Origin of the sequence: Martinezella calliandrae (assembly GCF_030272695.1) — a bacterium.
Classification (GTDB): Bacteria; Pseudomonadota; Alphaproteobacteria; order Rhizobiales; family Rhizobiaceae; genus Rhizobium; species Rhizobium calliandrae.
The window spans coordinates 20,229-43,506 of the sequence record NZ_JARFYN010000057.1 but is presented as its reverse complement, the minus strand read 5'-3'; the positions used below and the strand labels follow the sequence as shown (position 1 = coordinate 43,506).

The 23,278-nt window shown below is 58.0% G+C and carries 23 protein-coding genes; 7 read left to right on the top strand and 16 right to left on the bottom strand.

What is annotated here, in order from left to right; genetic code table 11:
* On the bottom strand, window positions 1-165 hold a 165-nt coding region (locus PY650_RS29735; RefSeq protein WP_285883356.1), incomplete at its 3' end, for a peptide-methionine (S)-S-oxide reductase.
* Complete coding sequence (msrB, locus tag PY650_RS29730; RefSeq protein WP_285883354.1) at window positions 162-611, bottom strand: peptide-methionine (R)-S-oxide reductase MsrB; 450 nt, start codon at window positions 609-611, stop codon at window positions 162-164. The genes msrB and PY650_RS29735, both read right to left, overlap by 4 nt.
* Window positions 612-1,695: 1,084 nt before the next feature.
* Between msrB and PY650_RS29725 the strand changes: the two genes are divergently transcribed.
* On the top strand, window positions 1,696-1,953 hold the full coding sequence (locus PY650_RS29725; RefSeq protein WP_285883352.1) for a hypothetical protein: 258 nt from the start codon (window positions 1,696-1,698) through the stop codon (window positions 1,951-1,953).
* A gap of 709 nt (window positions 1,954-2,662) precedes the next feature.
* The gene (locus PY650_RS29720; RefSeq protein WP_285883350.1) at window positions 2,663-3,685 is read left to right on the top strand and encodes a helix-turn-helix transcriptional regulator; all 1,023 of its coding nucleotides are present in this window, start codon (window positions 2,663-2,665) and stop codon (window positions 3,683-3,685) included.
* 414 nt (window positions 3,686-4,099) lie between these two features.
* Here PY650_RS29720 and PY650_RS29715 read toward each other — a convergent pair whose 3' ends face one another.
* From PY650_RS29715 to PY650_RS29670, 10 genes are all read right to left on the bottom strand, one after another.
* Window positions 4,100-4,240, bottom strand: coding sequence for a DUF2474 domain-containing protein (locus PY650_RS29715; RefSeq protein WP_285883348.1), 141 nt, complete (start codon window positions 4,238-4,240; stop codon window positions 4,100-4,102).
* Entirely contained in the window at window positions 4,240-5,250 is a 1,011-nt protein-coding gene (gene cydB / locus PY650_RS29710; protein WP_285883346.1) for a cytochrome d ubiquinol oxidase subunit II, read from the bottom strand. The genes PY650_RS29715 and cydB overlap by 1 nt, the downstream gene beginning before the upstream one ends.
* Window positions 5,251-5,263: 13 nt before the next feature.
* Complete coding sequence (locus PY650_RS29705; RefSeq protein ID WP_285883344.1) at window positions 5,264-6,688, bottom strand: cytochrome ubiquinol oxidase subunit I; 1,425 nt, start codon at window positions 6,686-6,688, stop codon at window positions 5,264-5,266.
* 238 nt (window positions 6,689-6,926) lie between these two features.
* Window positions 6,927-7,328, bottom strand: a complete 402-nt coding sequence (locus tag PY650_RS29700; protein WP_285883342.1) for an SPW repeat domain-containing protein — start codon at window positions 7,326-7,328, stop codon at window positions 6,927-6,929.
* A gap of 365 nt (window positions 7,329-7,693) precedes the next feature.
* Window positions 7,694-8,071, bottom strand: coding sequence for an ACT domain-containing protein (locus tag PY650_RS29695; protein WP_285883340.1), 378 nt, complete (start codon window positions 8,069-8,071; stop codon window positions 7,694-7,696).
* Between the two features lie 110 nt (window positions 8,072-8,181).
* Window positions 8,182-8,388: a hypothetical protein gene (locus tag PY650_RS29690; protein WP_285883338.1), complete on the bottom strand. Its 207-nt coding sequence runs from the start codon at window positions 8,386-8,388 to the stop codon at window positions 8,182-8,184.
* Between the two features lie 321 nt (window positions 8,389-8,709).
* The gene (locus tag PY650_RS29685) at window positions 8,710-9,150 is read right to left on the bottom strand and encodes a pseudoazurin (RefSeq protein ID WP_285883336.1); all 441 of its coding nucleotides are present in this window, start codon (window positions 9,148-9,150) and stop codon (window positions 8,710-8,712) included.
* A 158-nt stretch (window positions 9,151-9,308) separates the two neighbouring features.
* Window positions 9,309-10,706 carry a glutathione-disulfide reductase gene (gene gorA, locus PY650_RS29680; protein WP_285883335.1) on the bottom strand — a complete coding sequence of 466 codons (1,398 nt, stop codon included), beginning with the start codon at window positions 10,704-10,706 and terminating at the stop codon, window positions 9,309-9,311.
* A 231-nt stretch (window positions 10,707-10,937) separates the two neighbouring features.
* The gene (locus PY650_RS29675) at window positions 10,938-11,261 is read right to left on the bottom strand and encodes a hypothetical protein (protein ID WP_285883333.1); all 324 of its coding nucleotides are present in this window, start codon (window positions 11,259-11,261) and stop codon (window positions 10,938-10,940) included.
* A gap of 183 nt (window positions 11,262-11,444) precedes the next feature.
* Window positions 11,445-11,978 carry a DUF1993 domain-containing protein gene (locus PY650_RS29670; protein ID WP_285883331.1) on the bottom strand — a complete coding sequence of 178 codons (534 nt, stop codon included), beginning with the start codon at window positions 11,976-11,978 and terminating at the stop codon, window positions 11,445-11,447.
* Window positions 11,979-12,488: 510 nt separating this feature from the next.
* On the opposite strand from PY650_RS29670, the gene tkt reads away from it, so the two are divergent.
* Window positions 12,489-14,534: a transketolase gene (tkt, locus tag PY650_RS29665; protein ID WP_285883329.1), complete on the top strand. Its 2,046-nt coding sequence runs from the start codon at window positions 12,489-12,491 to the stop codon at window positions 14,532-14,534.
* A gap of 282 nt (window positions 14,535-14,816) precedes the next feature.
* Here tkt and PY650_RS29660 read toward each other — a convergent pair whose 3' ends face one another.
* The 3 genes from PY650_RS29660 to PY650_RS29650 all read right to left on the bottom strand — a co-directional run bounded on the left by PY650_RS29660 (window position 14,817) and on the right by PY650_RS29650 (window position 16,834).
* Window positions 14,817-15,446, bottom strand: coding sequence for a methylated-DNA--[protein]-cysteine S-methyltransferase (locus PY650_RS29660; RefSeq protein WP_285883327.1), 630 nt, complete (start codon window positions 15,444-15,446; stop codon window positions 14,817-14,819).
* A gap of 197 nt (window positions 15,447-15,643) precedes the next feature.
* A complete protein-coding gene (locus PY650_RS29655) occupies window positions 15,644-16,087 on the bottom strand; it encodes a hypothetical protein (RefSeq protein WP_285883325.1) in 444 nt (147 codons plus the stop codon).
* A gap of 213 nt (window positions 16,088-16,300) precedes the next feature.
* Entirely contained in the window at window positions 16,301-16,834 is a 534-nt protein-coding gene (locus tag PY650_RS29650; RefSeq protein ID WP_285883323.1) for a peroxiredoxin-like family protein, read from the bottom strand.
* Between the two features lie 774 nt (window positions 16,835-17,608).
* On the opposite strand from PY650_RS29650, the gene PY650_RS29645 reads away from it, so the two are divergent.
* The 4 genes from PY650_RS29645 (at window position 17,609) to PY650_RS29630 (ending at window position 21,358) form a co-directional block, all read left to right on the top strand.
* On the top strand, window positions 17,609-18,526 hold the full coding sequence (locus PY650_RS29645) for an NADP-dependent oxidoreductase (protein WP_285883321.1): 918 nt from the start codon (window positions 17,609-17,611) through the stop codon (window positions 18,524-18,526).
* Window positions 18,527-18,618: 92 nt separating this feature from the next.
* A complete protein-coding gene (gene egtB / locus PY650_RS29640; protein ID WP_285883319.1) occupies window positions 18,619-19,896 on the top strand; it encodes an ergothioneine biosynthesis protein EgtB in 1,278 nt (425 codons plus the stop codon).
* Window positions 19,897-19,944: 48 nt separating this feature from the next.
* On the top strand, window positions 19,945-20,973 hold the full coding sequence (locus PY650_RS29635; protein ID WP_285883318.1) for a transaldolase: 1,029 nt from the start codon (window positions 19,945-19,947) through the stop codon (window positions 20,971-20,973).
* Window positions 20,974-21,076: 103 nt separating this feature from the next.
* The gene (locus tag PY650_RS29630) at window positions 21,077-21,358 is read left to right on the top strand and encodes a DUF427 domain-containing protein (RefSeq protein WP_285883316.1); all 282 of its coding nucleotides are present in this window, start codon (window positions 21,077-21,079) and stop codon (window positions 21,356-21,358) included.
* 123 nt (window positions 21,359-21,481) lie between these two features.
* Here PY650_RS29630 and PY650_RS29625 read toward each other — a convergent pair whose 3' ends face one another.
* Window positions 21,482-22,429: a helix-turn-helix transcriptional regulator gene (locus PY650_RS29625; protein ID WP_285883315.1), complete on the bottom strand. Its 948-nt coding sequence runs from the start codon at window positions 22,427-22,429 to the stop codon at window positions 21,482-21,484.
* Window positions 22,430-23,278: the final 849 nt, after the last annotated feature.

The following is a 23,278-nucleotide window of genomic DNA, read 5'->3' as shown; positions in this document are numbered from 1 at the left end:
GATCTCGATCGCTTCCGCATGGGTGCCATGATTGCGATAAGTCGCATTGCGAACCTCGCCGCCGGTATAGCCGACGCGGGTCGAGATGACGCCGTTATAGCGGCGGATGAGGTCCTGCATGCCCCAAAAACAACCGCCGGCGAGAACTGCACGTTCCGTAGTCATCGGATATCCTCCACTTGGCCGAGATAGGCACCATAACCTTCAGCCTCCATCTTGTCGCGATGCACGAAGCGAAGGGAGGCAGAGTTGATGCAATAGCGCAGGCCGCCGCGATCCATCGGTCCGTCGGGAAAAACATGCCCCAGATGGCTGTCGCCATGGGTGGAGCGCACTTCGGTGCGCAGCATGCCGTGCGAGAGGTCGGTGAGCTCGTTGATGTTCGCGGTTTCGATCGGCTTGGTGAAGCTCGGCCAGCCGCACCCCGAGTCAAACTTGTCGGAAGAGGCAAACAGCGGCTCGCCCGATACGATATCGACATAGATGCCCGGCTGCTTGTTGTTGAGATATTCGCCCGTGCCTGGACGCTCGGTACCGCTTTGCTGCGTCACGCGGAACTGCTCCGGCGTTAGGCGAGATAGGCCATCGGGATTTTTCGCGTAAACTTTCATGTGCTGTCCTCCGTTCGTGCCTATGAGATAAGGCTGCAGTCGCTGCCGGTCCAATGACGGGCGGGAATTGAATCAATGATAAACAGCGGAGCGATACGATGGCCCGATTAGCCTTTGCTGAACGCAGTAATGAAGGAGCGTTATGGGGCGCCGCTTACCGGAAAGGCAAAACAGCCATCGGAGCCTGTTAAACGGCGAGTGAAGAATCACGACGGAGCGATACGGAAGGCCAGCCAAATTAGAGTTTTAGCGAAAGCGGATACTCGGCAATGCCGGCTCAGTGCCTTCTTCGTTCGGGCTGTGGTTGCTATCGCTTGTGTCTTTGCACCCGGGTTCGTCACCCCAGGTACGGCGATTTCCAAAATGATCGCAGGAGATCAATGTTATGGCCTTACGTCCGAAATAAGCTTCCGGACAGCTCTTATGATCACGTTTCCTGGCGATAAGATTTAGGCATTCACTCCATAACCGCCCGGTATTTCACGCCGTTACAGAAGGCGCCTATAAGCTCACCCAATCACTATGAGCGTAAGGAGAGCTTCTATGTCTGACCTCACAATATCTGAGATTCTTAATGATCCAATGATTCACGTCATGCTCAATGCCGATGGGATATCTCGAAATGCGTTCGCCCAATTCCTGGAAAGCGCTGCTCGTGTTCTTGCACGACGGAACGAAACTCGAGGGGCCCGCCTGCCGAACCGGCACCGTCGCGCAGCTCACATCTGAGTTGCGATGCTAAACACCCTCTTTGGATCGTCAAATCCAAAGCATCCCGCCCGCAGCTTATAATCTGAGCAAAGCATCGTCGCCGTCTGCATCGATCCGGACGCCATCCGGTCGAGGCCTGCCTTCAGCAGTTGGTACTTAATTGTGGACCTTTTACGGTTTCGTCAGCCATGGGGAAGTCCATCAAAAGTTGAACGCGACCAAACACGGATCGCGATTGCCGGCGCCGCAATCGCGTTGAGAAGGTAGAATATTCGTTGGTTAACGGGAGCTTTTTCTGCGATTATCTAAGTGCCCGTCGAGACAGGAACCGGCCGATGTCCTCCGGGTTACCCGTCAACGAAAGGAGCCGACCATGCCGTTTCCATCACCACAATCCCATGATTTGCAGCGGCGCTCCCAGGAATTGAAGGTGGCGGCCAGATACGCCCTGGAAGAAGTCATCGCGTCAGCGAACGAAGCGGGGTGGGGCACTGGAGAGGTACTCGGTGCCATGGTCGAGGCGGCCCACTCTCTGGAGGACGCCAACAGTGCAGACCCGGATCCTGCTGATGATCCGCCAATCGGCGATGCAGTTCGCGAACAGATCGGGCACGGTGAGCAATTCGACTGAAGTGCGGTGCCGGTAAGACACGCACCAACGCATATCGCGATTGACAATGCGAGAGCTCGTTGCTCGTGACAAAAAAGCGAGGCAATCCGAAGGATTGTTTTGCGTCGAGATCGGCGCATGCGATCCGGTTTCAGTCTATCGCCTCCTGCATGAAGAAGCCTACGCCATAACGAGACTCTCGGAGATCTCATTGCGAAATCAAAATTGACGCAGCCGATATAAACAGGTCCTATGGCTTTAAGGGTGGCCGTGAAAGTCGAATGTCTGTTCGCCGAAGGCTCCTTCAAAACAGGATCGTGCTGACGAAGCTGGTGACTGCTAACTCCATCGCGCTCTCGCCAGTCCGTGCCAGCTACCGGCAACTTCCCTAACTGACTGGACCGAAAAGCGCTTCCCCGGCTAGGAAATCCGCGTTGAACTCCACGAGAATATGCCTGCCGACGGCAATCTGATGGAGCTGCTAATCCTGATGATATGCTGCGACGCTCGTCTGCCCGACGTAGCGTCGTAATCCTCACGTCGATTATGCCCACCAAGATCGGCGGCTGATCGGACGTACTGTGCGCCTCTTAGTATATCATGATATAAAGTTAATCTGGCCTCACGCAATTAATATGTGTCGTTCGGCGTCTGGCCTGAATTCGCCAGGCCTTATAGGACCACCACAGTCATGCGGAACATTTCGAAAGCGGTTTCAAGGCAGACACGCGTGGAACAGAAGGTTTTTCCGCCCACGGGCTCCAATGTCAAATTGTCTACAACTGACCTCAACAATTTGATGCAGGCTATCGACATCGACGTCATCGCGCTGATTGAGGTTCTGCTGCCGCGGGGCCATCGAGTCGCAATGGGGAAGATTGATGCATCCGCGATCCACTACAACTTGAGCGGCGTGGGACACATATCTATCAACGGCGGACCACAAATCCCGATAAGCCCTCATTTGCTCATCATTGTGCCGCCAAACGCTCCGTTTGCGATCGAGGTCGACGGAGGAAATGGGACGCCGAAGCTCATTTCGAGAGATTGCTGGACGCACCAAAATGGCATCCTTCGCGTGGCGGTGCCTAGCGAGCAGCCGGAAATTATTCAGATATGCGGCTATTTTACTGCGCTCTTTGGTCAGTCTGTGAGGCTGTTCGGAGATCTCCGCGAACCGGTTATCGAGCAGTTCGAACCAAGGGACAAGATTGATCTGAAGCTTCGCGAGGCCATGGAGGAGCTGCTACAGCAAGAAGTAGGCGTCGGAGCCATGACATCATCGCTGCTCAAGCAAATCCTTGTCTCATTGTTGCGACGTTCGCTCAGGTCATCCCAACAATGGACCGAGCGCTTCTCGATACTTGCCGACAGGCAGATCACCCGTGCTTTTGCGGATATGGTGGCGCGGCCCGGAGCCGCCCATTCAATTCAAAGCCTGGCACAGAGTGCAGGATTGAGCCGTTCTGCGTTCATGGCGCGATTCTCAAACATCTTTGGGCATTCCCCGATGGTCATCTTGCGAGACTTGAGAATGCGCCAGGCTGCGATCGATCTGACAACGACGACGATGCAAGTCGACGTCATTGCTCACAATGCAGGATACGAAAGCCGTTCAAGCTTTGTGCGAGCTTTCCGACAGGCATACGGACGAGATCCGAGGGATTATCGCCGGATAGCCAACGAGGAGAATGCCGAGCAAGGCATCAGAGATGCCGAGGTTTGCTCGGACCGAGAGCGCAGCCGCCGGTGACGACGCGGCGCCCGCTTTTGTTAGCAATTGGTTACATACTTTCCGCGATCTCAGCCCGTTTTAAGGTATTAAGTCTGCGCGGGCGACTTGCCCCGAGGTATTCCGCAGGACGCTCCACATCCTTGGTCACGACTTCGCATCGGTGCCGACTAGACCAGACGCCGCAACCATTCAGATATTTCTCCAGTTCTTGGGCAGATCAGCGCTCGTCGACGGCATTGATTTTCCACTTTTTCGCTCTCCCAAATCCCTGAATCTGCGGCCTACTATTCAGCGCCTAAGGGCGAGGAGCCGTGCGGAGAGTCCTGGAGAATGATTTGTACCTGCACTGGTTGATGAGCGCCTCACGGAATGAAGGACAATGAAAAATCCTTTCGCGAGGAGATAGGAGATGATCGATTAATCGGCAGGTCTTTAAACCGTCAATCCGCTAAAACTCATCAGCAGGCGGACGACCCCAGCGACTATCGCGAGCGCGAATACGCTCGCGGCCCAGATCACGACAAGCCACCCCAGCCTTCGCAGCCTGTTCCCGCGGCTTGTGACGGGAAGCATCAGTGGTACCCCTCGCCCGGCTTCACCTTGCCGCGGAAAACGTAATAGGACCAGGCGGTATAGGCGAGGATGAAGGGAATGATGAAGAGCGCGCCGACGAGCGTAAAGCCCATGCTCTGCGGCGGAGCGGCCGCATCCCAGATCGAGACCGATGGCGGAATGATGTTTGGCCAGAGGCTGATCGCCAGGCCGCTATAGCCCATGAACAGCATGAAGAGCGCCAGCACGAAGGGTCCAGCATGTGTCGTCTCGCGCTGGAGGCTCCTGACGATCGCGTAGGTCGCCAGCAACACCAGGATCGGGACGGGTGCGAAGAAGATCATGTTCGGGAGCGCAAACCAGCGGTCCGCAACTGCGGTATGAGCAAACGGCGTCCAGAGGCTGACGATGATAATGACAGCGAGAAGCGCAAGCGTCACTGGCCGGGCGAGTTCTTTCATGCGCCGCTGCAGTGTGCCTTCCGTCTTCATGACGAGCCAGGTCGAACCGAGCAGTGCATAGGAGACGAGCAGGCCAAGGCCCGTGAACAGGCTGAAGGGCGTCAGCCAGTCGAACAGCCCACCGGAATAGGCGCCGTTCGTGACCTCGAAACCGTTGATGAAGGCGCCCAGTGCCACGCCTTGCGAGAAGGCGGCGACATAAGAGCCCCAGGCGAACGCCTTGTCCCAGAAGGACTTGTGCGCTTCATCCGCCTTGAAGCGGAATTCGAAGGCGACGCCACGCCAGATCAGGCCGACGAGCATCAGCACCAGCGGCAGGTAGAGCGCGCTGAGGATCACAGAATAGGCGAGCGGAAACGCGGCGAACAGTGCCGCCCCGCCTAGCACCAGCCAGGTCTCGTTGCCGTCCCAGACCGGTGCGACGGTATTGACCATCGTGTCCCGATCCTCTCGGTTCGAAACGAAAGGAAAAAGGATGCCAATGCCGAGATCGAAACCGTCCATGATGACATACATCATCAGGCCGAAGCCTATGATGATGGCCCAGATGAGGGGAAGATCAATGCCCATAGCCTCAGGCCTCCTAGTGCCCGGAAAGATCGACGGACGGATCGATGTCGTCGGGAGCAGCCGACAGCGGCCGCGCCGGCCGGAGCGACTGCCCTTTGTCTTGCGGCGGATGATCGTCGAAGGGCTGCGGTCCCATGGCCACCAGTTTCAGCATGTAGCTGATGCCCGTGCCGAAGACGGCGAAATATACGACGATGAAGACGATCAAAGTGGTGGAGAGCGCCAAAGCCGAGTGGTTCGAAACCGCGTCCTTCGTGCGCATTACCCCATAGACGATCCAGGGTTGACGGCCGATCTCCGTCGTCAGCCATCCGGCGAGGATGGCGACCAGCCCGGCCGGACCCATCAGGGTAGCGAACCGCAGGAACAGCCTCGAGCCGTAAAGCCCACCGCGCCAGCGCAGATAGAGGCTCCAGACGCCAAGAAGGAGCATCAGCAGCCCAAGCCCGACCATCAACCGGAAGGTCCAGAAGACGACGGTCGAGTTTGGCCGATCCTCTGGTGCGAATTCCTTTAGACCGGGAATATGGCCATTGATGTCATGGGTCAGGATCAGGCTGCCGAGATAGGGGATCTCGATTGCGTAGCGCGTCGTTTCCACCGTCATATCGGGGACGCCGAAAAGGGTCAGCTGCACGCTCTCGCCGGGTACGTTTTCCCAATGGCCCTCAACCGCGGCGATCTTGGCAGGCTGATATTTGAGTGTATTCAAGCCATGCTGATCGCCGACAAGGATCTGGATTGGCGCCACGATGAGCACCATCCACATCGCCATCGACAGCATGGTGCGCACCGCCGGCGTCGCCCGACCACGCAGCAGATGCCAGGCGCCTGAAGCACCGACGAAGAGCGCGGTCGCGAGATAGGCGGCGATCGTCATATGCGCCAGGCGATAAGGGAAGGAAGGATTGAAGATCACCTTCAGCCAGTCGACCGGCACGACGCGTCCACCGATCACCTCATATCCCTGAGGCGTCTGCATCCAGCTATTGGAGGCAAGGATCCAGGTGGCCGAGATCAGCGTACCTATCGCCACCATGATTGTCGCGAAGAAGTGCAGGCCGGGGCCGACCTTGTTCCAGCCAAACAGCATGACGCCGAGGAAGCCCGCCTCGAGGAAGAAAGCCGTCAACACCTCGTAGGTCAGAAGCGGCCCCGTGATACTGCCGGCGAACGCCGAGAAATAGCTCCAGTTGGTGCCGAACTGGTAGGCCATGACCAGGCCTGAGACGACGCCCATCGCGAAGTTGACGGCGAAGATCTTCGACCAGAAGTGATACAGGTCGCGATAAACCGCCTCCTGCCTCCACAGCCACAGGCCCTCGAGCACCACCAGATAGCTGGCGAGCCCGATGGTGATCGCTGGAAAGATGATGTGAAAGGAAATTGTGAAACCAAACTGGATCCGCGCTAGCTCAAGCGCCGTTAACCCAAACATGAAGCTTCTCCTTCGATGGCGACCACCCTCGTCGTGGAGGAGGCGCCGTGTCATGTGCGAGAGGTCACGAAGCAGACCTTAAAGAAACGTTCTGCTCGCCCTTGTCGCCGCTCCCGCGGTTCGAAAGACTGAGAAATAGACCAACCGTTCCGGCGCTGCGAAGCGGCTCGCCGACACTACCAAAGCAGAAATGTCTCGGCGAGCTCTTCACAGTCGCCGGAAGCGGAGCAGCTGCAGTTCAGATCGCTTCGCGGGTGCTGATTGCACCATGCTCCGAGATCGATTCCTCAGAGGCGTTCAATACAGAAGTAGTAATGAGAACGGCGACGCCGAGGACGCCGTAGTACCAAGCGTCTATGCCAGTGAAATCAAACACGAAAACTGCCGCGAGGAATGCGATTCCGACGGCTCGGTCGATCCAAAGGTGGACTGGGTAGGGAATTATCTTCATAAGGCCGGTCGGGTGGTCGGTCAGCATCGGCAATATCAACGCCGCAACGCCTGAGACTACGGAAAGCCACATCGCAATCGGACTGTCGTGACCAAGCGTCAAAACAAACGGCGCAACTAACAGGATAATCGCTACAGGATAGTCGATGAGAAAGGCATGAACGGACTTGGTGATGAATCGGAACGACATGGCGGGTCCTCCAGGTGCGGTTGATGGGTCTTGATCGAATTCGCATCGCTGAAACGTCAATAGCGTCGACGCGGATCAGGCTAGCCCTACGAGCCAGACATATTGGATGCGGCACCCGTTGAGACTAATCTCCGGCTGAATCGATTAAAAATACCCTCTCGTTATCGATTTCATTCCGCCATCGCGCCCATGCGCCATTAATCGGCGGCGGACACCTGGCCATGCGACATCCGCAGATGCATCGCGGCCAGCGATCTCAAACGACGTTCGGCAACGGGACGCATCCTCGAAGACGCGACTTTGATCTTTCTCGGCAGGACAGCCTTCGAAGTAGCCGACATCGCACTTGGGAAAGGCGTGATCAGTCACGCGACGCGATGCCCGGCGGCACTCAGGGCATCAACCGCGACCGCGGCATCGCGGCTGCGCACCAGAAAATAGTTGCCGTTCAAAGTTGAAACCGCGAGCACGCCTATGCCGTTCTCCGACACCGGCGTCACCACCGAGAGAACGCCCGTCTCGCCGCTCACAAACGGATCGAGCACTTTGAAACAGGCCCAAGCACCTTCGCTTGTCACGCCCGCGGGCACGCGTTCCCTCAAACATATCACTGACAATTCATCTTCGCCACGGCTTATGTTGACGAAGCCCTCGCCGTCGCACCAGTAGGGGATCGGCGTGAGCACAGGAAGCCGGGCTATCGTGTATTCGCCAAACAGTTTCTTCAGCTCGACGGTAGTCACATCAAAATCCTCTTGTCGCCTAGCCGGCATAGGCCGTTCCCCCGCCACGCCAGGCCGATCAATGTTCATATTCAAGCAGACATGCTGCAAGTTCGATTGACCGCGCACGGTTATGCAAGCGGAGGGCCGACTCCGCTTTCCAATTCAAGGAGTAACAAGGTCAGGCGGGCGATTTCATCCTCGTGTTCAGCCACCTGACGCGCGGCGAGCGCCTCGGCCTGCTTGGCCGGCGCCGATTGCCTCGCCCGTCGCAACCCATCTCGCGCAATGGCGATTCGCTCCTCGATTTCATTTATTGCATCGGTGACGTCGCTCATTGCCGCTCCTTCGGTTGACTTACTACGTTTCAGACTGGCTGCGATGACCCGGCTTCTTCGTGAATGGGCACGTGCTATCGGTTTCATTCCCCGAAGCGGACATCCACAAAGTCTGTCTCGAAATATTCTCATCGCTATCAATCTGTGTGTGCCATCGCGCTGGAACGCGGATGTTTCGGTGCTACTCCGGTGACCGGTGTCCAGTGAGCAAGAGGCATGGCCTCCATACCCACATGCCGACACGCAGAGGCGAGGCGGCTGTGTCACCGTCCGACATCGCGGCGCGCACCGGCGTCAGAGCTCAGGCAGCAGCCGCGAACGTCATTGCATCTGCGAAACAAGGGTATCCATTCGTTTTTTGGCCAAGGGAGGCATTTTTGCCTGCTGGGCCGCCGCCGCGTTCACCGGTGTGTTGCCGACCTCGATCAGACCGACCATGCCCATTCCGAAATGGGGCACACAGCGATAGCCGTACAGGCCGGGCTGCTGAAAAGTGACATCCACGGCGTGGGAAATGGTGCCCTTCAGCGGCGACGCACCTTCCGGAAGCATGCCGGGTATCGTGTCGACATTGTGTCCTTTGTCGACCGGCATAAAATGCACCGTGTCCCCCGACTGGATATGTAGGAAGGCCGGCTCGAACGTCATCGCCTGTCCGTCACTGCCCTTGTTCAACATTTTAACCTCGTATTCAGCCGCCGGGGCTTCCGCGGGAATGAGGATCGAGAGCGCCATAAGCACAGTGACACTGAGGTTTTTCATTTTCGGTTCCTTCGTTATTCGGGGTGGATCAATATGACTTGCCGGGCGGCTGAAGCGTTACCGGATCGATCGGAATGCCGTAGCCTGATGGACGAAACCATGCATCGGTCGCCGATCTCACGACTGATCCGAGAGAGCCATGTCGACGGCTCTGTCGACTATCGGCGATCATACCGGACCGTCGGCGTCTGCAGTGCGAGTAGTTCCTCGGCGAATGTGGGATGCACCGCCATAGTCGACATGAAGTCGGCCCACGTCGCGCCGCTCTCCAATGCGATCGACAGGACCTGGATCAGTTCGCTTGCACCTTCAGCGAAGAGATGTACGCCGAGAATGCGATCACTCTCGCCGTCGACCACGAGCTTGAGCAGCGCGGTCCCGCAGTCTCCAGTCACACCCGCGGCCAGCGGGCGGATGCGGGCTTTGTAGACGTCAACGACAGCATATTCAGCGCGCGCTTCCAGTTCCGTCAGTCCGACCGTTCCAATCTCCGGACTCGAAAACACGGCCGTCGGCACGTTGGCGTAGTCGACCCGCCAGGGTTTGGCGCCAAAGACGCTGTCGGCGAAGGCGTGGCCTTCGCGGATCGCGACGGGCGTCAGGTTGATTTGGTTCGAGACATCGCCGACGGCAAAGATGTTGGGGACGCTGCTGCGCGAGTTCGCATCGACGATGATTGCACCTTTCTCATCTGTCCTTACCCCAACGCGATCTAGTCCAAGACCAATGGTGTTAGGCGTCCGCCCGAAAGCCAGCAGTACCTGATCGGCCTTGAGGCGCGCGCCTTGATCGGTGACGACATCGATTGTGGGTGGCTGCTTTCCGTCTTCACTCATTTTTTCGCTCGCCAGGCGCCTTATGCTGTCGCCCAGCAAGATCTTGATCCCGCGATTTGTGTAGGACGACGCAATCGCTTGACGCACGTCTTCATCGAAACCGCGCAAGACGTTGCTTCCGCGGCACACGATCGTGACGTCACTACCAAGTGCCTGGAATAATCCTGCGAACTCCATCGCGATATAGCCGGCGCCACCGATGACGAGGCGTCGCGGGAACTCCTTGAGGTCAAAGGCTGCGTCAGAGGTGATGCCCAGCTCAATGCCCTCGAATGCCGGAAGCTCGGGCTTTGCCCCAGTCGCAATCAAGATGGTGCCCGCTCGGACACTGCGCCCGTCGGCGAGGCGTACTGTGTGTGCGTCCACCAGCATTGCGCGCGAATGCACAACCTCTACACCGGCTTTGGATTGCCCCCGAGCATACAAGCCCTCGAGGCGAGCGATTTCCCTGTCCTTGGCCGCCACCAGCGAAGGCCAGTCGAAGCGGGGAAGCGAAACCTTCCAGCCGAAGTCACCGGCCTGATCGAGGGCATCGCCAAAACGGCTCGCATAGACAAAGAGCTTCTTCGGCACGCAGCCTCTGATGACGCAGGTTCCGCCTAGGCGTGACTCCTCCGCGAGCATCACGCGTGCGCCGTGGCTTGCGGCGACGCGCGCTGCGCGAATTCCGCCGGACCCCCCGCCGACCACGAAAAGGTCAATGTCAAAGTCGGGCGACACCCCCTCTCGCGATGCGGGATTGTCCGCAGACAGTGAAGGGAGGGTTGTCGGCCTCTGTTCGGAGTCTAAGTTGTTCACGCTGGTTCCAATCGGTTCGTATTAATTGCCGGCCAAGCTTTTGTCGCCACTTCCGCCATGAAATGGAGGGGCAGAAGTCGTTGGAGCTTCAGGATCGCAGCCGGCGTTTGCGACAGGCGTGGGGCTTCGGCCACCCCTCGCGACAGGCCACGCCTAGACGTTCGGCTTAGCATCAATGGAGTGGCGCGCAACTGCGGCGATCTTCTCGGGCAGGATACCGAAGTGGGATACGTCCGACCCAAGCGCCGAGACAAACAGGCTTTCTGCACCGCTGAGGTTACGCCGCAACTGTGTGCTGATCTCGCCAGCGCTCAGTTGCGATTCGACGAACCAGGTGTCGGTGCGAAACTCAACCACTTCATCGCCGAGCCTCTCGAGCTCTCGCTGGATGTCGCTATAGTTACACATGTACCCTCGATTGATATCGGACTGGAGTAACACCAGGAAAGTTGTCTTCTCACTGTGTGACGTACGCATTTGACGCCTCCGTTGATAAAGCCGTTTGTGCTGGCACCTGAGGACTTAATGCCACCTGCGGAGCCGCGGCACGGTCTTGACCGTCCGGAAACGCCCAAGATTCCCATGCGTCGGATAGGCAAATTTTCATTGTGCGCCTTCGGTGGCGTGGCCGCGGTCCGACGCTGTGGATTAGCTTGAAACTCAAGAATATCCACCAGGATTCTCCATATTGAGCCATCCGAGGTAGTCGCGCTTGCCCACGCGCGCGCCGAGATGCCGGAGGACGGCGTGCGCTGTGGCGACGTGAAAGTAGAAGTCAGGGATCACCAGATAGAAAATGTAGTCGGCGCCGCCGAACCAACCTCGCACGATCGGCGGTGTAATGTGGTATGTACGAGATTCCGCTCCGCTCAGTTGCTCAGCCGTTATCGAGTGCAGGTATGAGCGAACGCCTGTCATGCGGGCTTTGAGAGCGGTGTAGGTCTGCTCGACGTCATTGGGTGCAGTGGGATCCTCGCCAATGAGGAACGACACATGTCGTTCCACTTTGTTGGCGACGACACTAAATTGTTCTCCGAAGGTCAGCATGTCCGGTGCAAGCCGCGCCTGCAGCACTTCGCCGGGCCGGAGGCCGTTTTCTTCCTCAAACACCTTGCCGTGATCGAGATAGGTATCCAGCACGGCAAACCCATGTGCCATGCCGGGGATGATGGTGTCGAAGACACTGAAACTCATTGCCAGATTCCTTCTGAAATCAAAGCCATCACGGTCATCCCCGCTTCCCGTGGAAACATTGAAAAATCCTCTAGATGGCTTTCGCCGGCGTTGGCGGCGCGTTCGAGGACTCAGTGTAGGATCGGCTGTCGGGCCACGCCAATAACCGATGGAGATGGTTTCCATTCCCGCCGCCAACCGACAGCAGCGAGGCTATGCGAGACTCCCGGGCGATAATCCTTTAAGATGGTCGGGAGCGCCCGGCGATCAGATCCCGAGACGCTCATTGCGGGCCTTTCCATCGCAAAGATCGGCGCGTTCAAAACCGTGGTTATCGGATCTATTCCAACGTTTCATTGGCCCAGCTTTACTCGATCGGCTTTGCTGGGATGTCGCCTGCCTTAGGCTTGTGCGTATCGTTGGTAGCGCGACCAGTTGAGAGCGAGAAGCCGCCTCGGGGCCGCATCGACGACAAGCCAAATGAATGCCGAGCTTGCATTCCGAACTCCATCTCAAAAAAAGGCTCAAACTATGTCGACTGATGTAACGAGCGAAAAGCCCAAAAAATTTCCGGCCCCACGGGATCCGCTGCTGCGCGATATGGCCAACTGCATTCGGTTCATCGCCGCAGACGCTGTCCAGAACGCGAAGAGCGGACACCCGGGCATGCCCATGGGAATGGCGGACATCGCGACCGTGCTGTTTCGCGATTTCATGAAATTTGACCCCAAGGACCCTTCATGGCCGGATAGGGACAGATTCGTAATCTCCAATGGACACGGCTGCCTTCTGCTCTATAGCCTCCTCTATCTGACGGGATACGAAGGCATCACGATGGACGACATACGAAGGTTCCGACAGGTCGACAGCAAGACACCCGGACACCCCGAGTACTGGCACATCCCGGGCATTGAGACGACGACGGGGCCGCTCGGCCAGGGGGTAGGGAATGCTGTCGGCTTTGCGATCGCCGAGCGCATCCTCAACGCGACCTTCGGGGACGGCCTGCAAGACCATTTTACCTACGTCTTCATGGGGGACGGCTGTCTGATGGAAGGTATCAGCCAGGAGGCCATGTCGCTTGCAGGTCACCTGAAGCTCGGCAAGCTGATCGCGTTCTTCGACAATAATGCCGTCACGATCGATGGCCCCACTTCGCTAGCGGTCTCCGACGACCAGGCGGCGCGGTTTGCCGGGTCAAACTGGCACGTCCAGGAAATCGACGGGCACGACACCGATGCGATCAGGGAGGCTATACGCAATGCCCAGGCGGTCACGGATCGTCCGTCGCTCATTTCTTGCAAGACCGTCATCGGCTTCGGGTTCCCGACGATCTCCGGGACGCGCAAGGCCCATAGCGATACGCCGGGAGAGGACGAAGTCTCCGGTGCCCGCGAGCTGCTCGGATGGAATTCCAAGCCTTTCGAGATTCCGGAACCACTGATTGACGCGTGGCGCGCTGTGGGATCAAGGGGAGAAGCGGTTCGGCAGCAATGGCTGAACCGATTGGAGACCTCCCCCATTCCAGTCAAAATCGAGTTTGAGCGTCGAATGCACGGGTTGTTGCCGACACAGTGGCGGACGGCAATCGCGCAAGCCCTCGATGAGATGAGCGGTACGGATACCGAGATGGCGACCCGCAAGGCGAGCGGCTTGGTCCTCGAGCACTTGACCGCCGTGATGCCTGAACTGATTGGCGGGTCAGCCGACTTGACCCCATCCAACAACGTGAAGACGAACAGCCAGAAGGAAATAGCACCGGGGAAATTCTCGGGTTCGTACCTCCATTATGGCGTGCGCGAGCACGGCATGGCGGCGGCGATGAACGGGATCGCCCTGCATGGCGGCCTGCGGCCATATGGTGGAACATTTCTGGCATTTTCGGACTATTGCAGACCCAGCATCCGGTTGGCTGCGCTGATGCGCGCGCCGACCGTATTCGTGATGACGCACGACTCGATTGGCCTCGGCGAGGACGGACCGACGCACCAGCCTGTCGAGCAGTTGAGCGCCCTCAGAGCCATTCCCCACCTTGCGGTGTTCCGGCCCGCCGACGGCATCGAAACAGCAGAGTGCTGGCAAGCTATCCTCGAGCGCAAGGAAGGCCCATCGCTGATCGCGCTCTCCAGGCAGAACCTGCCGCCGGTCCGTCGGGACCATTCCCTGGGGAACAAGTCGGCGAAAGGGGCCTACGTGATCCTGGAAGCAGACAGTGAGGAGCCCGTGGTCACGCTCCTTTCCGGGGGATCGGAGCTACATCTGGCGACGGAGGCCCATGAGATCCTTCAGGCGGAGGGCGTGCCTACTCGCGTAATCTCCATGCCATGCAGACTGTTATTCGAGCAGCAGCCTGAGGAGTACAGGCGCGCAGTCCTCGGAAATTCCGGGATCAGGGTAGCGGTAGAGGCGGGAGTCCGGGACTCCTGGGACCGGTATATCGGCGAAAGCGGCTACTTTGTCGGTCTCACCGAATTCGGTGCTTCAGGCAAAGCGAAAGACGTTTTCGAGAAGTTCGGCATCACGACCGAAGCCATTGTGCGAATGGCCCACCACGGTATCTCGGAACACAAGCTGTAAGTGCACATGCATCGCGTCGCGGCACTCCGAATTGTGCCTCGGGCGACAGCGCGTGCCATCGCTGGCATCGAGAATCTCTAATCGAAGCATTCGCACCGGTGTCGAACGCGGGGCCAACTGTTTTCGGCCACGCTGTCGATGAAGAGGTGGTCGCGGGTTTCGGTAAGTTGCCGTTGCGTCGGCGCGAACGCATCAGATTCCCGGCGCTCTGGGAATTCTCTCCAGAAATCGCCAAACCCGTTTCGAGCCCGCTTGCCTCGAACGCTGGGCCTCGACATCACATTAAGGAAGCAGCACACCATTCAGTGCCTCTCGCTCGGCCGTCTTGTCGTCAAAGGTCGCTTTTTCGCGCGCCAGCAACACCATCTGTCTTGAACGACCCCACCTGTATCGTGACCCTAACTGCGCGCCCTCATCGACGACCCGATGACAGGGCACTACGACGGCCAACTCGTTCGCCGCACATGCCAGGCCGACTGCATACTCGTCGGTCGGCGCGCCGACTTGACGCGCGATAGCGGCGTAGGTTGAAGTCTCGCCGATGGGAATATCCCTGATTATCTCCCAGACACGGTGCTGGAATCGTGAACCGCGCAGGTCGAGCGGCACATTCAGCCCGCGAGAGGGGCGTTCGATGAAGTGCACGACACGCATTGCGAGCTCATCCTCCGGCCAATGCCCAGGCTGAACGTCGGCCAGCGGAAACCGCTCGCGCAGAAGCTTGGTCAGGGGAACAGTGTCAGCGCCCAGCAGGACCGTTGCGACCCCTTTCTCGCTCGTAGCCAGCAGCAGCACTCCGAGCGTGCTGTGCGAGAAGACATAGCTTATTGCCTCAGTTGTCGTGCGATCTTCCGGATAACCTGTCATGACGTGGCAGGCGTCACCGTTGATGTAGTCGGGCCGGTTTGGCATCAGGTTTTCCAATTGATTATTGCGGTAAAACTAGCAGTCCGATCAGCGTCTGAAAAATGCTAGAGCGCCTCCTTGCTCTCAAGCGGCAAGATCCCATCAAATGCGGAATCTACTTAGCTACTGCTGCCGAGAGACGGAGGCGAGTCGAGGGTTGCGGCCTGGAGATGGGAAGTCGCCAGGCAACAGCGGAGGTCTCGCTACGCTACGTCCTCGATCACAAGCTTCCTTCCGTTGAACTCCACGGTCTCGCCGGCCCGTGCTCCTTCGATCGCCTCGAAAATCGGGGCCTTTGTGGAAATCCCCATGACCTCTCGACCATCGCATATGAATTTGCCGGTGGAGACGGCAATGACGAAGTATCGCCCAGAGAGCCGCACGATCGCTCCTTCAGTGACGGTCGACTTTGGCCCGAAGTCGACCTCCCTCAACTTGTCGAGCTTATCGGTATGATCGTGGAGGGTATCGTCCAGAGCTTCGGAAAGATCACTGGCGATTTCCGCCTGGGCCTGCTCATCGTTTTCGATCGGTTCGCTTCGGTCGAGCCGAGCATTAGCAATATAGTCGAAGTATTTTTCGCGGGCGCTTTGAAGCGCCATACCTTCAAGCGAAAACATCGTCTTTTTGATGATATTCTTGTCCATCGTTACCTCCTTGAGGAACCTCGTTCCTCGCAATAGGTCTGGCTCCTGCAGCTTACCGAGCATCGGTTACAGCTGCCGGAGCATCTCATTCGTAATCGGGAGCTTCCGAGCCTTGATATGGGGTTCAGTTGAGTCGCGAATCCCGGAGTATGCTTGTAACTGACCAAACACATGTGTGATCACTGGTCCGGTAGCAGCTAAGCCGGCGGACGCTCAGAGCGGGCCGTCATACTCGCCACGGGCAGGATAATCGTTGACGACTGCGAAGTCGATTGCCTGAAGCAACTCCGAGAACAGCGGACGTGCGAACGGCATTGTTTGAACCGCGCCGTAATACAAAGTACCATCCGGTCGGACGAGGAGCACGCCTGGCTCCGAAAATAGCGGCGGCTCTTCGACGTTAATTGATGACTTTCCACGCGACGAGGAAATATAGAGTCCCCATCGGCGGGCAACCGTGAGCGGCAGCGAATATCCGAATCGCAGATTGGTGCCGACCTTGCTCGCCATTTCCTGAGCGCGCTCGCGAACGTCGGAGCTGACGGCGATGACCTTTGTGCCGCGGCGCTCATATTCAGGGATCAGCGATTCTAGGTCGCGCAGATATTTGAGGCAAACCGGGCAATGGAGACCGCGATAAAAGCATATCAACGTAAATAGTTTCGGTGCGTCGGCGGCAAGATCAAAGTCGCCATGAGCAAGGGTCGGCACGCGTAGTTCGGGAACTGGTCGACGAGGCAGCAGCATTCTCTTCTCCGTAGTTATTGCTTAAGTACGTTTTCAACCCAAGGACCAGGGGTGGACATACGGTGCGCGCGATACCACTCGTTGATTTCACCGCGGTCCACGCCTAGCTGCGAGCGAAGGGCGACGTGCGCAAACGCCCATAACTCATCCACTCGCGACTGAGCCGTTCTGGGGCGAGACTAAGTCAGTGCGATTTCACTGGGAAATGTCCGACAGCTATGGTTTCCATTCCCGTGTGTTACGGCGCCAATGATGCCGCCGCGACGACGGCTTCCGTGCCCTCTTGGAGCACATGGTCGAAACGGCCCGGTGAAGCGTCAGCGAGATGCACTCAATCGAAAGCCCAAGACAAAGTCTCTGACATTTTCCGCAGACATCTCACATGGTTTGAGAGATACATTGCCCGGTCCAGGCGATAAAGGTTGAAACTGACAACGTCTGTTCCGGCCAATTCTCGCGCGAACAAACTGCTACTTCGTCCATCAACGGATCGGCGAAGGCTCACGCCATAGCGCCGTCCCTCGTAGATCGCTTCGCTATAACCCTCGGGAAGCGCTCGCAGCACCTCCTCGAAATCAGCAGCCTCCATCCGGATATCGCTCCCTTTTGACGTGCGAAACATATGTTTGCACCGCCCGTTGTTTTTTGCGCTGCGCTGATGGCATCGATTCCATAGCCGCTGGTCATTGGACCATCGAATTTCCCCGCCCTATTTTCGAACATCTGCAAAGGAATTCGAAAGATGACCATATACCATAGACAGGGAGATGGACGATGAAGGCGATCGTAGTAACGGATGAGGCTGCCGGAACGGCCGGGATGAAGCTGATGGAGCGGCCCGTGCCGCAGCCGGCGATAAACGACGTCATCGTTGAGATTCATGCGTCGGGATTCGTCCCGACCGAGCTGACATGGCCCCCGACCTGGACCGATCGTGTCGACCGTGACCGGACACCGACGATCCCAGGCCACGAACTGGCCGGAGTGGTGACCGCGCTTGGCTATGGCACGACGGGTCTGTCGGTCGGACAGCGGGTGTTCGGCCTCGCCGACTGGTACCGCGATGGCACGCTCGCGGAATATGTGGCGATCGAGGCACGCAACCTGGCGCCGCTGCCAGGCGACGTCGACTTTACGATGGGTGCCAGCCTGCCGATCTCCGGCCTGACCGCGTGGCAGGGATTGTTCCAGCACGGCCGTCTTCAGGCAGGGCAAAGTGTGCTGGCGCATGGCGCCGCCGGCGCAGTCGGGACGATGGTGACGCAGCTCGCCCGCGAAGCCGGCGCCTATGTCATCGGTACCGGACGCGGCGCCGACCGTCAGAAGGCGCTCGACTTCGGCGCAAATGAATTCGTCGACCTCGAGAAGGACGCCCTGAAAGATATCGGCGGCGTCGATCTAGTGTTCGATGTCATCGGTGGCGACATACAAAAACAGTCTGCTGCGCTGATCCGAGCCGGAGGAACACTGGTGACCATCGTTGGACCGGCAGAGGCGCGACCCGCTGACGGCTTGGCGGTCGACTTCGTTGTCGAGGCCGATCGCGCACAACTGGTTGAGATCGTCCAGCGGGTGCGCGACGGGCGACTGCGCACGAACATCGGCACCATCGCGACCCTCGAAGAAGCCGTCGCCGCCTTCAACCCGACCGAGCGACGCTCGGGAAAGACGATCATCCGCGTTCGTCCGTGAGGACTCCGGGGAGGGCCACTCTGCCCTCCTCGTTGATCATTGCGACCTCCAGGCTTCGGTAGCTGGCGCAAAAACTCTTGAGAGGCCTTGCCATGAAAACTTCGCAGCTCTTCCAGACGGCGCTTGAGCCAGATGCTCTTCATATGTTCTTTCACGACGTTCGCCAGACCAGTGAAAGACTTGCCGAGCCGCTGTCCGATGCAGATGCGACGGTACAATCTATGCCCGACGCGAGCCCGGCTAAATGGCACCTCGCACATACGACCTGGTTCTTCGAAGCGATGGTGCTGAAGCCATTTGTCTCGGCGTACAAGACCTTTGACGAGGATTTCCATTTTCTCTTCAACTCGTATTACGAAACGCTCGGAGCGCGTCAGCCGCGGCCGCGACGTGGAATGATCACAAGGCCCGCGTTGAGCCACATTCTGGATTATCGAAAGCATGTCGACGATGCCCTCGACGCGCTACTGCGTACAACTGCGGGCCGGCGCATTACAGAGCTGGTCGAGCTCGGCTGTCATCACGAGCAGCAGCATCAGGAACTCTTGCTCACTGACATCTTGCATCTCTTCGCCCAGAATCCACTTCATCCGGCTTATCGTGATCCTGGGCCTGTCACCGTGGAGACTGCTGATCGACTGCCGCTCTTCTTCACCACGTTCGACGAAGCGATCGTTGAGATTGGGCATGGACCAGTTGGATTTGCGTTCGACAGCGAAGGCCCGCGACATCGCGTCCTGGTAGAACCCTTCCGGCTTGCCGATCGCCTTGTCACGAATGCCGAGTGGGCGGACTTCGTCAATGACGGCGGCTATAAGAAGTCGCTCCTTTGGCTGTCGGAGGGTTGGGCAAAAGTACAGGCCGAAGGATGGTCGCAACCTCTCTACTGGGAGGAGCGCGACGGACAAAAATGGACAATGACACTGAGAGGTTTCCAGCCGCTCGATCCCACCGCGCCGGTCACTCACATAAGTTATTTCGAGGCGGACGCGTTCGCCACATGGTCCGGAAAGCGCCTTCCAACGGAGTTCGAGTGGGAAACCGCGGCTCGGGGGATCGTAATCCAAGGCAATTTCCTCGATACGCATTGTCTTCGTCCCAAGCCGGCATCCCCTCATGTAGGCGGTCTTCAACAGATGTTCGGGGATGTCTGGGAGTGGACCCGAAGCGCGTTCTTGCCCTATCCGCGGTTTCGCACCGTTGAGGGCGCCGTCGGCGAGTACAACGGCAAATTCATGTCGGGCCAATTCGTGCTTCGCGGAGGCTCCTGCATAACGCCGCCAGGGCATATGCGCGCGAGTTACCGAAATTTCTTCCCCGGGCATGCCCGATGGCAGTTTTCGGGGCTGAGGCTTGCCGAGGATGCGTAAGGGGCCCGCAAGCCGAGATGCTTTGATGCCAATCTGAAGGAAAAGAACATGACATCAAAACTTGAACAGTTACGCACAATGTCGACGATTGTCGCCGATACCGGTGATCTCGAAGCCGTCGCGCGGCTGAAGCCAGTCGACTGCACCACGAACCCGACCATCGTCCTCAAGGCCATAGAAAGCGAACCTTACAGGGAGGTCGTCCAAGAAGCGCTGTCATGGGGACGCAAGTGTAACGGCGATCCCTCGCGAATTGCGGCGGCGACCGCAGACCGCTTGGCGATTTCTGTCGGCATCGAGCTTTTGCGTCGAGTGCCTGGATACGTCTCGACCGAGGTTGACGCCAACCTCTCCTTCAATGTCGTGGCCTCAACCGCCAAGGCTCGCCAAATCATAGCCGACTACGAGCAGCGGGGTATCGAGCGGGACCGGGTCCTCATCAAACTCGCCTCGACCTGGGAAGGGATACGCGCGGCCGAGATCCTGCAGCGGGAGGGCGTAAAATGCAACATGACGCTCTTGTTGAACCGCGCGCAGGCCATCGCGAGCGCCGACGCCGGCGCATTCCTGATCTCACCGTTCGTTGGGCGCATTTATGATTGGTACAAGAAAGTCGAAGGCAGGGATTTCACGGCCGGGGAAGACCCGGGTGTCCGATCCGTTCGTGACATCTACAACCATTTCAAGACCGAAGGCATTGAAACGATCGTCATGGCCGCATCGTTCCGGAATATCGGTCAAATTGAGGCGCTTGCCGGCTGCGACCGACTTACGATCGCGCCAAACCTTCTCGATGCCTTGGAATCGAACAGCGATCCGCTTCAGAGAGCATTGAAGCCTGGCGTGCATCCCGAGCAACCGCTGCGGCAGCAAGCGGATGCCATTTGCCACTGGTTTGTCAGCGAGGAAGCGGTCGACATCAAGCATCCGACGCCCAGCGAGCCGATCGATGAGGTCACCTTCCGCTGGATCATGAATGAAGATGCTATGGCCACCGAGAAATTGGCCGAGGGCATCCGAATATTCGCAAAGGACCTGCAGGCGCTGCGCGCACGAATTGACAGGCAGCTCCAATAGTCGGCTCTGGGACCATCTTAAAGATGGCGTCCACTCTGTGCCGACGGCTTCCAGCCCTGGCGAGATCGGCTCTTATCGCATGAAGAGGAATGAGGAATGAGAAATGGCAACCGCGACATGGAACGGCACAGTGATCGCAAAATCGGACAAGACCGTTGTCGTCGAAGGCAACCACTATTTCCCGCCCGAATCCGTCAATACGCAATATCTCACGCGGAGTGCGACGACCAGCCGGTGTCCATGGAAGGGCCTCGCGAATTACTATTCGCTTATCGTCGACGGAAAAACCAATGAAGACGCGGCATGGTATTACGCTCATCCATCCGATGCCGCCGCGGCCATCAAAGGTTACGTCGCCTTCTGGAGAGGCGTGGATGTAAGGTAATGGACGGACTGCCGCTTTTGAGAGGTTGGCCGCATCTGAAAGCAGCGACTAACCGAAGTTGGTGATCCATTCGTCCGGAGCCACAGGATTTTCCTAGCTCCTGAGACAAAGGGCCGACGGCAGCTAATCAGTCTGGGCACCGCTGTCTTCGGTCTCATACGCGACCAGGACACGTTTGGCTTCTGACCGATAGTCTGAAGGGACGGTCCCGTAGTGCTGCCGGAAGGTTCTAGTGAAGCTGCTGCGGCTCTGATAGCCAGCCTGAAGTGCGACCTGTTCGATGGAGAGTGCATTGGCAGCCAGCAGGTTCGCTGCATGCCGCATGCGAAGACGTCTGAGGACAGACATCGCGGATTCACCGAACGCAGCCGTGAATCTCGCCATGAACGCCGAGCGGCTCAACCCAACCGATCTGCACAGGGATTGAACGCTAAAGTCTGCCGCGGGACGTGACGCCATTTCGGCGAATGCGTGCGCTATTGGCGGATCAGTCAAAAGCGAAAAGCGCTCTACCCAATGGTTTGATGACGTCAGACAGCGGCGAAGCAGGGTCAGCAGCACCAGCTTGAACAGCGCAGACGCCATCGGACCCCCACCGATCTCGTGCGTAGCGAGTTCGACCATCGCATAGCTCATGACTTGGTCGAGCTGGTCATACGCATCAAAGGCTTCAACGATCGGCGAAGCGAGTGAAGCAAAGAGATCCAGTCCCGGACCGTAAACGGCATGGAAGCAACCGCAGACAAGCGCAAGCGATGCCTCGCCTTCGCCAATCTCGTAGGGGTGCACGGAGCCAGGAACGAAGATGCTTTTCTTAATGCTGCCGGGACCAGAACGAGAGCGGCCAAATGGTGAACCGCCCGCGACGATTTCGATCGACGTGTTTGCCGGCGTCACGACGAGCATGTGCGGAACGAGCTCGATTACTGTTTCGCCATCGACGATGATCAAACCGGAACCGGTAAGACAATAGTGTATGGTTGGCAGGTCGCCTCTCTCGACGTGGACGCAGGCTCCCGCGGCGAACAAGCACTCGGACAAGCGGGCCGACTCCACTTCCATCGTCCCCATCAGTTTGTCGAGATCAGCTCGCGATATTCGCCAAAGCGGTCCGCATGCCATATCCAGAAAGCCTCATGCTGCGCCAGCTCACATCAGCTCGACGATCGGAGACGCCGACCACCATCGCCTGACGCGGGATCCGCGCAGCGTTTCGTGTGAACGGCTTTATGCGCTCCGGTACGGCGGGCTGGTTGAGCATCAATAATGCCGTCATCTAATGAAGGCCCATGCACAATCGCTCAGCTGCATCGTTTGGTGTAGCCACTGCACCCGAATATGATAATTTCGGCCAGCTCATGAATGGGCGTTAAATGGAACTTTTTCGCCACCCGCATAGGATGAATTACGATATAACAACCGGCGGTTCAGTGACGAACGAGCCCGAATGAGCCGAATAATGCATCCCGCTCCTGCCAGGCCTCCGTAACCCTCCATCCTCCAGAATGGGCACATCTCGGGCAAATTCATTTTCAGCATGTTCGATGCTGCCATCTACATGACGCATAATTTCCCCTTTCGGTGATACGGCGGATGGCGGCCAGGACGAAGTCGCGACCGAAAGCGCCAGCATAGATTCTTGCCATGCACCGCGAGTCTACAATGCGTCTCCAATCGTCCGTCTGCGCGAGGCAACGGATTGTTATGATTATGGCTGGAGAAGAGGAGCTGTTTCGCCCAAACGTTGGCGGCCGCCGCTGTGATTTCGGAGTCGTTTGCCGACGATATCCGCTATTTATCGAAAGCATGACCAAACGGCATTTCCAATTCCATCAGCGACGCTCCACAGTCTTTCGTCCCCGATGCACAGGGTGAAAGGCACACCGGGGAAATTCGGTTTGCCGAAGAATCGGCTAAGGA

Excerpts from the sequence above, each read along its gene's own strand:
- msrB (WP_285883354.1), bottom strand. The coding sequence starts at position 611 with ATGAAAGTTTACGCGAAAAATCCCGATGGCCTATCTCGCCTAACGCCG.
- PY650_RS29725 (WP_285883352.1), top strand. The coding sequence starts at position 1,696 with ATGCCGTTTCCATCACCACAATCCCATGATTTGCAGCGGCGCTCCCAG.
- PY650_RS29715 (WP_285883348.1), bottom strand. The coding sequence starts at position 4,240 with ATGCTTCCCGTCACAAGCCGCGGGAACAGGCTGCGAAGGCTGGGGTGG.
- cydB (WP_285883346.1), bottom strand. The coding sequence starts at position 5,250 with ATGGGCATTGATCTTCCCCTCATCTGGGCCATCATCATAGGCTTCGGC.
- PY650_RS29705 (WP_285883344.1), bottom strand. The coding sequence starts at position 6,688 with ATGTTTGGGTTAACGGCGCTTGAGCTAGCGCGGATCCAGTTTGGTTTC.
- PY650_RS29700 (WP_285883342.1), bottom strand. The coding sequence starts at position 7,328 with ATGTCGTTCCGATTCATCACCAAGTCCGTTCATGCCTTTCTCATCGAC.
- PY650_RS29690 (WP_285883338.1), bottom strand. The coding sequence starts at position 8,388 with ATGAGCGACGTCACCGATGCAATAAATGAAATCGAGGAGCGAATCGCC.
- PY650_RS29685 (WP_285883336.1), bottom strand. The coding sequence starts at position 9,150 with ATGAAAAACCTCAGTGTCACTGTGCTTATGGCGCTCTCGATCCTCATT.
- PY650_RS29675 (WP_285883333.1), bottom strand. The coding sequence starts at position 11,261 with ATGCGTACGTCACACAGTGAGAAGACAACTTTCCTGGTGTTACTCCAG.
- PY650_RS29670 (WP_285883331.1), bottom strand. The coding sequence starts at position 11,978 with ATGAGTTTCAGTGTCTTCGACACCATCATCCCCGGCATGGCACATGGG.
- tkt (WP_285883329.1), top strand. The coding sequence starts at position 12,489 with ATGTCGACTGATGTAACGAGCGAAAAGCCCAAAAAATTTCCGGCCCCA.
- PY650_RS29660 (WP_285883327.1), bottom strand. The coding sequence starts at position 15,446 with ATGCCAAACCGGCCCGACTACATCAACGGTGACGCCTGCCACGTCATG.
- PY650_RS29655 (WP_285883325.1), bottom strand. The coding sequence starts at position 16,087 with ATGGACAAGAATATCATCAAAAAGACGATGTTTTCGCTTGAAGGTATG.
- PY650_RS29650 (WP_285883323.1), bottom strand. The coding sequence starts at position 16,834 with ATGCTGCTGCCTCGTCGACCAGTTCCCGAACTACGCGTGCCGACCCTT.
- PY650_RS29645 (WP_285883321.1), top strand. The coding sequence starts at position 17,609 with ATGAAGGCGATCGTAGTAACGGATGAGGCTGCCGGAACGGCCGGGATG.
- egtB (WP_285883319.1), top strand. The coding sequence starts at position 18,619 with ATGAAAACTTCGCAGCTCTTCCAGACGGCGCTTGAGCCAGATGCTCTT.
- PY650_RS29635 (WP_285883318.1), top strand. The coding sequence starts at position 19,945 with ATGACATCAAAACTTGAACAGTTACGCACAATGTCGACGATTGTCGCC.
- PY650_RS29630 (WP_285883316.1), top strand. The coding sequence starts at position 21,077 with ATGGCAACCGCGACATGGAACGGCACAGTGATCGCAAAATCGGACAAG.
- PY650_RS29625 (WP_285883315.1), bottom strand. The coding sequence starts at position 22,429 with ATGGGGACGATGGAAGTGGAGTCGGCCCGCTTGTCCGAGTGCTTGTTC.